Raw genomic sequence first — 11,133 nt, 5'->3', positions numbered from 1 at the left:
GCTTGAAGCCATTTGGGCGGTAATGACGCCGTTTTTGACTTCAACGCTTTTAACATATTTGCCTTTGATGTCGGAGGGAGTGGATGCTATGTCGGCGGCATCATTAAATCCCGTCATTCCCACGAAAGTGGGAATCTAGAACTCGGAACCGGAGAAACCTTTTTACCCGATAAGTTTCTGTGCCGACAAACCTAGATTCCCGCCTGCGCGGGAATGACGAAGTTTTTCGGCCATTTGCCGTGATTCAGGTAATACTCGGTGACGGCTGATTTTTTGGAAGTGTTTGAAGTCGGCGCGTGGTGTTTCTATGCAACCGGTAGATGAAGCGTCGCGGCAGGTTGACGGCAGGTGCTTGGTGTCGATCTGCTTGTCGCTGGCGGCGGTAACGTCGTCGTCGGTGGCTTTGGCGTTGCGCGTAACCGGCTGTCCGCAGAACCATTTTACCGAACCGTTTTGACGCTTGGCCCACAGGGAGAGTTTTTTGCCTTTGATTTCGTTGTTTACGTTGCTTGAAGCCATTATGTCAGACGGTATTGCCCGGGCAGCTTTATTCGTACACTTTCAGCAGCTCGACTTCAAATATCAAAGTGGCGTGCGGAGGAATCACGCCGCCGGCGCCGTGTGCGCCGTAGCCCATTTCCGAAGGGATGGTCAGCTTGCGTTTGCCGCCTTCCTTCATGCCGCCGAAGCCTTCGTCCCAGCCTTTGATGACTTGTCCGACGCCGAGCGTGATGGTCAGCGGCTGGCGGCGGTCGAGGCTGGAGTCGAATTTGGTTCCGTTTTCCAGCCAACCTGTGTAATGCACGGTAATCTCTTTGCCTTTAACTGCTTCTTTTCCGAAGCCTTCCTGCAAATCTTCAATAATCAGGCTGCCCATATTTGTCCTTTCGTTGCTTGTTGGTCAAAACGGCAAGGGTAACATACCGTCCGGCGAAGTCAAATGCCGCTCAAACGTCAGCTGCTCCGGTGCAGCTGAAACGGCTGTGTTTGTTGGACTGTTTTATTTTTTTCGTAAAGGTTCCATGCTTTTTCATGGAAATAGAAAACGACGGTGTTGATTAGGGGTTCGACCAGCGCAACTGCTCCCGATACGCCTATACTGCCCGTCAGTACATAGGTTACACTGAAGGCGACGCTGAAATGCAGTGCGGCAAAAGTCAGGGTTTTAAGCATCATCCTCTCTCGGATTGGACATTGACGGAGGGATGATAAAGATTATCATAAGGCTGCGCGGTTTAAATTTGCTATTTGTTGTTAGTGTAAATAAATCATTTTTCAAATAGGTATAGAAATTATGAATCATAAAAAGATTGTTGTTTTGGATGCGGATACTTTGCCCGGCCGGGTTTTTCATTTTGATTTTCCGCACGAGCTTGCGGTTTACGGTACGACAGGTGCTGCGGAAACGGCGGTACGCGTATGCGGTGCGCACATCGTCATCACCAATAAGGTTGTCATTTCTGCCGATATCATTGCGGATAATCCTCAGCTTGAGCTGATTGCCGTCAGTGCGACCGGTGTGAATAATATCGATATTGAGGCGGCGAAGGCGGCGGGCGTTGCGGTATGCAATGTCCGCGCATACGGAAACGAATCGGTTGCGGAACACGCCTTTATGCTGATGATTGCGTTAATGCGGAATTTGCCTGCCTATCAGCGTGATGTTGCGGCCGGTTTGTGGGAAAAGTCGCCGTTTTTCTGCCATTACGGCGCGCCGATTCGGGATTTGAACGGTAAAACGCTGGCGGTTTTCGGACGCGGCAATATCGGACGGACGCTGGCCGGATACGCGCAGGCGTTCGGTATGAGGGTGGTGTTTGCCGAACACAAACACGCGCCCGACGTGCGCGAAGGCTATGTTTCCTTTGAAGATGCGGTACAGACTGCCGACGTGTTGTCGCTGCACTGTCCGCTGAACGCCCAAACTGAAAATATGATAGGCGAAAATGAGTTGCGGCAGATGAAGCCCGGCGCGGTTTTAATCAATTGCGGGCGCGGCGGGCTGGTGGATGAAAACGCGCTGATTGCCGCACTCAAATACGGGCAGATTGGCGGGGCAGGTGTCGATGTTTTGACGGAGGAACCGCCCAAAAACGGCAATCCCTTGCTGAAGGCTCACCTTCCCAATCTGATTGTTACGCCGCATACCGCGTGGGCAAGTCGTGAAGCGTTGGACAGGCTGTTTGATATATTGTTGGCGAACATTCACGCCTTTGTGAAAGGAGAGGCGCAAAACCGCGTGGTTTGAGCTTGTCGGGATGACGGAAAACAATGCCGTCTGAACGCCCAAAGGGTTCAGACGGCATTTTTTGAGATTTCTACTTAACCGACTTTGTCGCCCGGTTGCGCGCCTGCATCCACATCTAAGAGCTTCAGTTTGCCGTCTGCCGTGGCGGCACTCAAAATCATGCCTTCGGATACGCCGAATTTTGCCATTTTGCGCGGGGCGAAGTTGGCGACGGCGATGACCATCCTTCCATTTAACTCGGCAGGGTTGGGATAAGACGCGGCGATGCCGGAGAAGATAATGCGTTTTTCAAAACCGAAATCGAGGTCGAATTTTAAGAGTTTGGTGCTGCCTTCGACGGCTTCGCAGTTCAATACTTTGGCGACGCGCATGTCGATTTTCATAAAGTCGTCGAAGCTTGCCTGTTCGGCAACTTTTTCGTATTGACTTTCTTCGGCGGCAGGTGCGGGGGTCGTCTGAATGCTTTGTTTGTTGGCTTCGATTAAATCGTCCACTTGTTTTTGCTCCACTCGTTGCATTAAATGTTCGTATTTGTTGATGGCGTGTTTGCCCAAGGTTTCGCGTGTATTTGCCCAAGTGATGGCTTCCAAATTCAGGAATTTGGCGGCGTTTGCGGCGGTTTGCGGCAAGACGGGGGCGAGGTAGGCGGTCAGCATCGTAAAGGCGTTGATGAGTTCGCTGCATACTTCGTGCAGGCGTGCGTCTTGGCCTTCTTGTTTCGCCAGTTCCCAAGGTTTGTTGGCATCAACGTATTCGTTCACCGCATCAGCCAAAGCCATAATGTCGCGCAGGGCGCGGGCGTATTCGCGGTTTTCGTATTGCTCGGCGATGGTGTCGCTTTCGGCTGCAAGTTTTGCCAGCAATGCGCTGTCGGCGACGTCTTTCAAACGGCCTTCAAAGCGTTTGGCAATGAAACCTGACGCGCGGGCGGCGATGTTGACGTATTTGCCGACGAGGTCGCTGTTGACGCGCGAGATAAAGTCTTGCAGGTTCAAATCGATGTCTTCGATTTTGCTGTTGAGTTTGGCGGCGATGTAGTAGCGCATCCACTCGGGGTTTAGGCCTTGTTCCAGATAGGATTTGGCGGTAATAAACGTGCCGCGCGATTTGGACATTTTTTGTCCGTCCACGGTCAAAAAGCCGTGTGCGTACACGCCGGTCGGGGCGCGGTGGCCGGAGAAATGCAGCATGGCGGGCCAGAACAGGGCGTGGAAATAGAGGATGTCTTTGCCGATGAAGTGGTACATCTCGGTTTGGCTGCCGGCTTTGAAGTATTCGTCGAAATCGATGCCGATGCGGTCGCACAGGTTTTTAAACGATGCCATGTAGCCGACGGGCGCGTCCAGCCAGACGTAGAAGTATTTGCCCGGCGCGTCGGGGATTTCAAAACCGAAATACGGCGCGTCGCGGGAAATGTCCCAGTCGGACAGGGTGGTTTCTTCGCCTTCGCCCAGCCATTCTTTCATTTTGTTGAGGGCTTCTGGTTGCAGATGGGGTTTGCCGTCGTGCGGGTTGTTGCCGGAAGTCCATGCTTTGAGGAAGTCGGCGCATTCGCCCAGTTTGAAGAAGAAGTGTTCGGATTCGCGCAATTCGGGTTTGGCACCGGAAACGGCGGAATACGGATTAATCAGTTCGGTCGGGGAATAGGTCGTACCGCAGACTTCGCAGTTGTCGCCGTACTGGTCTTGGGCGTGGCATTTCGGGCATTCGCCTTTGACGAAGCGGTCGGGCAGGAACATTTGTTTTTCGGGGTCGAAAAGCTGCTCGATGACGCGGCTCTCAATTTTGCCGTTGGCTTTCAGCGCGCGGTAGATGTCTTGGGAAAACTGTTTGTTTTCAGGGGAATGGGTGCTGTAATAATTGTCGTGGCCGATGAAAAAGCCGGTGAAGTCGGCGAGGTGTTCTTCGCGCACTTTGGCAATCATGTCTTCGGGCGCGATGCCTTGTTTTTGCGCGGCAAGCATCACGGGCGTGCCGTGGGTGTCGTCGGCGCAGCAGTAGTAGCATTCGTTGCCGCGCAGTTTTTGAAAGCGCACCCAAACGTCGGTTTGGATGTGTTCGACCATGTGGCCGAGGTGGATGCTGCCGTTGGCATAGGGCAGGGCGGAGGTAACGAGGATTTTGCGTGTCATATTGTGCTTTGCAAACAATGGGTAAAGGCGGATTATACCGCAAATCAAACGGGGAAATGCCGTCTGAAGCCTGAAAAATCGGGCTTCAGACGGCATTTTTGCCAACCGGCGGGATTTATTCGACGGTTACGGATTTCGCCAGATTGCGCGGCTTGTCCACATCCGTGCCGCGTGCGAGGGCGGTGTGGTAGGCGAGGAGCTGCACGGGGATGGTATGCACGACGGGGGACAGTTCGCCGACGTGGCGCGGTGCGCGGATAACGTGCACACCTTCGGTGGCATTAAAATTGCTGTCGAGGTCGGCAAAGACGAAAAGTTCGCCGCCGCGCGCGCCGACTTCCTGCATATTGGCTTTGACTTTGTCCAACAGGCTGTCGTTGGGTGCGATGACGACGACGGGCATGTTTTCGTCCACCAAGGCAAGCGGCCCGTGCTTCAGTTCGCCGGCAGGATAGGCTTCAGCGTGGATGTAGGTGATTTCCTTCAGTTTTAACGCGCCTTCGAGGGCAATCGGGTAATGGATGCCGCGCCCCAAAAACAGCGCGCTGGTTTTCTTGGCAAACTGTTGCGCCCAGGCGGCAATTTGCGGTTCGAGGTTTAAAGCGTGCTGCACGCTGCCGGGAAGCTGGCGGAGTTCTTCGGTGTAACGTGCTTCGTCTTCTTCGGAAACCAAACCGCGCACTTTCGCCAGCGTTACCGCCAAACCGAACAGCGCAACCAGCTGCGTGGTAAATGCTTTGGTTGAGGCGACACCGATTTCCGCACCGGCACGGGTATAAAGCACGAGGCTGCTTTCGCGCGGCAGGGCGGATTCCATCACGTTGCAAATGGAGAGGCTGTGGCGGTGTCCCAACGATTTGGCGTATTTCAAAGCCTCCATCGTGTCCAGCGTTTCGCCGGATTGGGAAATGGTAATGACCAGTTGGTCGGGGTCGGCAATCACGCTGCGGTATCGGTATTCGCTGGCGATTTCGACATCGGCCGGGATTTTGGCGATGGATTCCAACCAATATTTGGCGGTCAGCGCGGCGTAATAGGACGTGCCGCAGGCAAGGATTTTGACGCTGCGGATGCTTTCAAACACGCTTTTGGCGTCTTTGCCGAAGTTTTCGGGGATGAGGCCGCCGTCGAGGAAAACTTCCGCCGTATCCGCAATCGCGCGCGGCTGCTCGTGGATTTCCTTTTGCATAAAGTGGCTGTACGGTCCCAGTTCCAAAGAGGCGAGCGAGAGTTCGGATACCTTGACTTTGCGTTCGGCAGGCAGGCCGTTTTTATCGGTCAGCCTTTTAATGCCGTCTGAAGCCAGCAGTGCGATGTCGCCGTCTTCGAGGTACGCCACGCGGCGCGTAAAGGCGATGACGGCGGACACGTCCGAAGCGATAAAGGTTTCATCGTCGCCCAAAGCGACCAAAAGCGGGCAGCCCATACGCGCCACAACTAATTCATCAGGCTTGTCTTGGGCAATAACCGCGATGGCGTATGCGCCGTGGAAACGTTTGACCGCTTCCTGTACCGCTTCAAACAGCCTGCCGCCGTTTTGCGCGTATTCGTGATTGATGCTGTGGGCGATGACTTCGGTATCCGTTTGCGATTCAAAACGGTATCCCAAATCTTCCAAGCGTTTACGTTCGCTTTCAAAGTTTTCGATGATGCCGTTGTGGACGACGGCAATCATACCGCCGCTGATGTGCGGGTGGGCGTTCGGCTCGGTAACGCCGCCGTGTGTCGCCCAGCGCGTATGCCCGATGCCCAAACTGCCGTTCAAATGCTTTTCACGCGCCGCATCTTCCATTAACTGCACGCGCCCGACACGGCGCACGCGCTTGATTTTGCCGTCTGAATACACGGCGATGCCCGATGAATCGTAACCCCGGTATTCGAGGCGTTTGAGGCCGTTGGTCAGAAAATCGACGACGTTGTGATGGGCGCGGATGGCGCCGACGATACCGCACATGACTGTTCCTTAGTATCCGGTTGAAAAAAAACAGGCGCGGACGGCTCCCGTGCCGCACCTTCCGCTTCGGATTATAAACCGCCTTCCGCGCCGAAAAACAGCAAAATGCCGTCTGAAGGCTTGGGCTTGCTCAAAAAAGGGAGGGATTTCCCCGCCTGACCGGGATGGGCGTTCAGACGGCATTGCCTGCTGCCGGTTTATAGTTTTTGCAAATCAATATTGACAAGCTGAAAAAAAAAAACAATATACTCGCCCAGTCTTAATGTTAACGGAGTATGGAAATGAAACAAATGCTTTGGGCCGTCGGCGTGGCGGCGGTGTTGGCGGGCTGCGGCAAGGATGCCGGCGGTTACGAGGGTTATTGGCGTGAAAAGTCGGACAAAAAAGAGGGTATGATTGCCGTCAAAAAAGAAAAAGGCAATTACTTCCTTAATAAAATCAACGTGTTTACAGGTAAGGAAGAATCTATGCTTTTGTCTGAAAAAGACGGCGCGCTTTCGATAAACACGGGGATAGGGGAAATCCCGATCAAACTTTCCGACGACGGGAAAGAGCTGTATGTCGAACGCAGGCAGTATGTGAAAACCGATGCGGCGATGAAGGACAAAATCATCGACCATCAGAAAAAGTGCGGACAAACGGAACAGGCATACCGCGACGCGCGAAATGCGTTGCCGTCAAACCAAACGTATCAGCAGCGTCAGGCGGCGATCGAGCAATTAAAACGGCGGTTTGAAGCCGAGTTTGACGAATTGGAAAAAAAAATCAAATGCAACGGCAAACCGACATTGTTGCTTTAGCGTAGGACAACCGGGAGGATGCCGCCGTCCGAATCGGACGTGCGGTTTCCGTACCGGTACGGGCGGGCAGGAATGTCCGCTTTTTTTGTTCGGACGCGTTTGAATATCCGTCCGATTCCGTCCGTTTGCAAAGGGTATTTTTGTTCGGGCGGAAATTATAGTGGATTAACAAAAACCAGTACGGCGTTGCCTCGCCTTGCCTTGCCGTGCTATCTGTACTGTCTGCGGCTTCGGTCGCCTTGTCCTGATTTTTGTTAATCCACTATAATTCCGTCAAATAAGAAAGGCGTTTTGTCCAGCCGGCTTGTACCGGCGGTATCGCAAACTTCGCCTTAATGCGCCCGATTGGCCGTGATGGGCTTCAGACGGCATTGTTTTGCCGGTTTACGGCCGGTATTCAGGCTTCATACCGTTGGGCAGGAGCTGCCAAACGTAACCTGGTTCTTTCATTTTACCTGCCGTTTCCCCTGCTTCGTCGCCGTAACCCCAGAAATAATCCACGCGCACCGCGCCTTTAATCGCGCTGCCGGTATCCTGCGCCATAATCAGGCGGTTGAGTGCTTTGCGGGTAACCGGATGGGCGGTGGCGACAAATAAGGGCGCACCCAAGGTAATGTAGTGCCGGTCGACTGCGCCAGCGTACTCGCCCATCAGCGGCGTGCCCAGTGCGCCGACAGGGCCGTCATTGCTGCTTCCGGTAAGCTCTCGGAAAAAGATATAGCTGGGGTTTTGACCCAAAACTTCGGCGAGGCGTTGCGGATTTTGCCGCATATAAGACTTAATGCCCTGCATGGAGGTTTGTCCGAGTTTGAGGTAGCCCTTATCCGCCATATAGCGTCCGATGGAAACGTAGGGATGTTCGTTTTTGTCGGCATAGCCGATGCGGATGTATTTGCCGGACGGGGTTTTCAGACGGCCCGAGCCTTGGATGTGCATAAAAAAAAGTTCGACAGGGTCTTCGGCGTAACCGAGTATCGGGGCTTTGCCGTCAAGCGCGCCGCCGTTGATTTGGTTGCGCGTGTGGTAGGGGAGGAAGCGGCTTCCTTCAAACCTGCCTTTGATTGCCGTTGTGCGCGCGGTGATGGGGAATCGGGAGAGGTCGGCGGTGTGCGTGCCGCCGGCATTGTCGATTGTGCCGCTGTTTTTCCCCGTCTGCCTGATGCGGACAAGGGCTTTTCCGCTCCGCAAACCGGCAGGCAGGGGGACGGAGATAAAATCGTCGGGAATACCGTAAATCGGGAAGCGGGCTTGTGCCGTCCGCCTGTCGTCGCCCTTCAGCACCGGTTCGTAATAGCCGGTAACCGTACCGGCAAGGCTTCCGTTGCCTGCAACCTGCCACGGCGTGAAATAGCGTTCAAAAAACTGTTTTGCCTGAAAGGAATGGACGGGGGTTTGAAAGGCTTGGGCGCACACATCCTGCCAGCCTTGGCGGTTTTTCAAATTGGCGCAGCCGAGGCGGAAGGATTGCAGGCTTTTGGCGAAATCCTGCGCCGCCCAGTGGGGCAGGGACAGGTGCGGCACAACGGTATAAACGGCCCCGCCGCCAGCAACCGTCGTTCCGGCGGGGTCGGGGATGCCGGCCGGCCGGTCCGGGCCGTTGATGACGGATGTGTCGGGTTGCGGAAAGGTTTGGATGCTCTTGCTTTGGCAGGCGGCGAGGATGGCGGCGGAGATGCCGTACAGGGCGGCGCGGAACAGGTATTTTTTCATAATGGACAATGTTGCCGGCAGTAATAAGAAAGATGGTTTCGGGCGGCGTTGCGGCAGCCGTGGAGAGGGGATTTTAACACAGGGCGCAGCTGCAGCCTGCGGAACTTTCCGCCGCGCGGTACTGCAGATAAAAATAACTTGCATTTGTATTTACAAGCAATGAAAATATTCCGATAATATATTATTCATCATCCTTGTTCGTTCGCGTTTATGCTGGTCGCTTTTTTAATTATGTTGCGCGAGGGTATCGAAGCCGCGCTCATTGTCGGCATCGTTGCCGGTTTTCTGAAACAGTCCGGACATTCCAAACTGATGCCTAAGGTCTGGTTCGGGGTCGTCCTTGCTTCTTTGATGTGTTTGGGGCTGGGGTACGGAATCCATTCGGCAACAGGCGAGATTCCCCAAAAGCAGCAGGAGTTCGTCGTCGGCATTATCGGTTTGGTTGCTGTCGCGATGCTGACTTATATGATTTTATGGATGAAAAAAGCCGCCCGTTCGATGAAGCGGCAGCTTCAGGATTCTGTGCAGGCGGCTTTGAACCGTGGCAGCGGTCAAGGATGGGCCTTGGTCGGTATGGCGTTTCTTGCCGTGGCGCGCGAAGGTTTGGAGAGCGTTTTTTTCCTGCTTGCCGTATTCAAACAGAGCCCGACGTGGCAGATGCCGGCCGGTGCGGTAGCGGGGGTTTTGGCTGCCGCCGTGATTGGCGCGTTGATTTATCAGGGTGGGATGCGCCTGAATCTGGCGAAGTTTTTCCGTTGGACAGGGGCGTTTCTGATTATCGTTGCCGCTGGTCTGCTTGCCGGTTCGCTGCGTGCGCTGCACGAAGCAGGCATTTGGAACGCGCTTCAGGACATTGTGTTCGACTCATCAAAATATTTGCACGAAGACAGCCCGTTGGGCGTGCTGCTCGGCGGATTTTTCGGCTATACCGACCATCCGACGCAGGGCGAGGCCTTGGTTTGGCTGCTGTACCTTATTCCCGTCATAACTTGGTTTTTGTGCGGCAGCAGGCCGTCTGAAACTTTAACCCGTAAAGAGGAGCTGAAATGAGAAAATTCAATTTGACCGCATTGTCCGTGATGCTTGCCTTAGGTTTGACCGCGTGCCAGCCGCCGGAGGCGGAGAAAGCTGCGCCGGCCGCGTCCAGTGAGGCGCAAACCGCCAACGAGGGCGGTTCGGTCAGTATCGCCGTCAACGACAATGCCTGCGAACCGATGGAACTGACCGTGCCGAGCGGACAGGTTGTGTTCAATATTAAAAACAACAGCGGCCGCAAGCTCGAATGGGAAATCCTGAAGGGCGTGATGGTGGTGGACGAGCGCGAAAACATCGCCCCCGGACTTTCCGATAAAATGACCGTCACCCTGTTGCCGGGCGAATACGAAATGACTTGCGGTCTTTTGACCAATCCGCGCGGCAAGCTGGTGGTAACCGACAGCGGCTTTAAAGACACCGCCAACGAAGCGGATTTGGAAAAACTGTCCCAACCGCTCGCCGACTATAAAGCCTATGTTCAAGGCGAGGTTAAAGAGCTGGTGGCGAAAACCAAAACCTTTACCGAAGCCGTCAAAGCAGGCGACATTGAAAAGGCGAAATCCCTGTTTGCCGACACCCGCGTCCATTACGAACGCATCGAACCGATTGCCGAGCTTTTCAGCGAACTCGACCCCGTCATCGATGCGCGTGAAGACGACTTCAAAGACGGCGCGAAAGATGCCGGATTTACCGGCTTTCACCGTATCGAATACGCCCTTTGGGTGGAAAAAGACGTGTCCGGCGTGAAGGAAATTGCAGCGAAACTGATGACCGATGTCGAAGCCCTGCAAAAAGAAATCGACGCATTGGCGTTTCCTCCGGGCAAGGTGGTCGGCGGCGCATCCGAACTGATTGAAGAAGTGGCGGGCAGTAAAATCAGCGGCGAAGAAGACCGGTACAGCCACACCGATTTGAGCGATTTCCAAGCCAATGTGGACGGATCGAAAAAAATCGTCGATTTGTTCCGTCCGCTGATCGAGGCCAAAAACAAAGCCTTGTTGGAAAAAACCGATACCAACTTCAAACAGGTCAACGAAATTCTGGCGAAATACCGGACTAAAGACGGTTTTGAAACCTACGACAAGCTGGGCGAAGCCGACCGCAAAGCGTTACAGGCCTCTATTAACGCGCTTGCCGAAGACCTTGCCCAACTTCGCGGTATACTCGGCTTGAAATAAGCCGCAAGCGTTCAGACGGTATTTGGCGGCAGATACCGTCTGAAGTTTTATAGTGGATTAACAAAAACCAGTACGG

The 11,133-nt window shown here is 54.1% G+C and carries 9 protein-coding genes and 2 pseudogenes; 4 read left to right on the top strand and 7 right to left on the bottom strand.

All coding sequences use genetic code 11. From position 1 onward, the window contains the following. The 4 genes and pseudogenes from HMPREF2959_RS13320 to HMPREF2959_RS08660 all read right to left on the bottom strand — a co-directional run. Positions 1–105, bottom strand: a pseudogene (locus HMPREF2959_RS13320) (prepilin-type cleavage/methylation domain-containing protein); the annotation flags it as partial. A 57-nt stretch (positions 106–162) separates the two neighbouring features. Beyond that, positions 163–519 (bottom strand): annotated as a pseudogene (locus HMPREF2959_RS13545) (pilin); the annotation flags it as partial. Between the two features lie 28 nt (positions 520–547). Then, positions 548–877 (bottom strand): FKBP-type peptidyl-prolyl cis-trans isomerase, encoded by a 330-nt coding sequence (locus tag HMPREF2959_RS08665; protein ID WP_002240914.1) that lies wholly within the window; start codon positions 875–877, stop codon positions 548–550. A 77-nt stretch (positions 878–954) separates the two neighbouring features. Beyond that, positions 955–1,173 (bottom strand): DUF2061 domain-containing protein, encoded by a 219-nt coding sequence (locus tag HMPREF2959_RS08660; RefSeq protein ID WP_002246551.1) that lies wholly within the window; start codon positions 1,171–1,173, stop codon positions 955–957. A gap of 121 nt (positions 1,174–1,294) precedes the next feature. Between HMPREF2959_RS08660 and HMPREF2959_RS08655 the strand changes: the two genes are divergently transcribed. Further along, complete coding sequence (locus tag HMPREF2959_RS08655; protein ID WP_002240916.1) at positions 1,295–2,248, top strand: D-2-hydroxyacid dehydrogenase; 954 nt, start codon at positions 1,295–1,297, stop codon at positions 2,246–2,248. Positions 2,249–2,322: 74 nt separating this feature from the next. Here HMPREF2959_RS08655 and metG read toward each other — a convergent pair whose 3' ends face one another. Next, positions 2,323–4,380 (bottom strand): methionine--tRNA ligase, encoded by a 2,058-nt coding sequence (gene metG / locus HMPREF2959_RS08650; RefSeq protein ID WP_070696696.1) that lies wholly within the window; start codon positions 4,378–4,380, stop codon positions 2,323–2,325. Between the two features lie 115 nt (positions 4,381–4,495). After that, entirely contained in the window at positions 4,496–6,334 is a 1,839-nt protein-coding gene (gene glmS / locus HMPREF2959_RS08645; protein ID WP_002261622.1) for a glutamine--fructose-6-phosphate transaminase (isomerizing), read from the bottom strand. A gap of 281 nt (positions 6,335–6,615) precedes the next feature. Between glmS and HMPREF2959_RS08635 the strand changes: the two genes are divergently transcribed. Then, on the top strand, positions 6,616–7,134 hold the full coding sequence (locus tag HMPREF2959_RS08635; RefSeq protein WP_070696687.1) for a hypothetical protein: 519 nt from the start codon (positions 6,616–6,618) through the stop codon (positions 7,132–7,134). A gap of 384 nt (positions 7,135–7,518) precedes the next feature. Here HMPREF2959_RS08635 and HMPREF2959_RS08630 read toward each other — a convergent pair whose 3' ends face one another. Beyond that, positions 7,519–8,844 (bottom strand): murein transglycosylase A, encoded by a 1,326-nt coding sequence (locus HMPREF2959_RS08630; protein WP_002240920.1) that lies wholly within the window; start codon positions 8,842–8,844, stop codon positions 7,519–7,521. A 210-nt stretch (positions 8,845–9,054) separates the two neighbouring features. Here HMPREF2959_RS08630 and efeU point away from each other — a divergent pair, with 210 nt between their 5' ends. Beyond that, positions 9,055–9,894 (top strand): iron uptake transporter permease EfeU, encoded by an 840-nt coding sequence (gene efeU, locus HMPREF2959_RS08625; RefSeq protein ID WP_002215227.1) that lies wholly within the window; start codon positions 9,055–9,057, stop codon positions 9,892–9,894. Further along, positions 9,891–11,057 (top strand): iron uptake system protein EfeO, encoded by a 1,167-nt coding sequence (gene efeO, locus HMPREF2959_RS08620; protein ID WP_002223258.1) that lies wholly within the window; start codon positions 9,891–9,893, stop codon positions 11,055–11,057. The genes efeU and efeO overlap by 4 nt, the downstream gene beginning before the upstream one ends. Positions 11,058–11,133: the final 76 nt, after the last annotated feature.

The sequence above is a fragment of the Neisseria sp. HMSC070F02 genome, assembly GCF_001814225.1.
GTDB lineage: Bacteria > Pseudomonadota > Gammaproteobacteria > Burkholderiales > Neisseriaceae > Neisseria > Neisseria meningitidis.
This window is presented reverse-complemented; position numbering and strand designations above follow the sequence as displayed.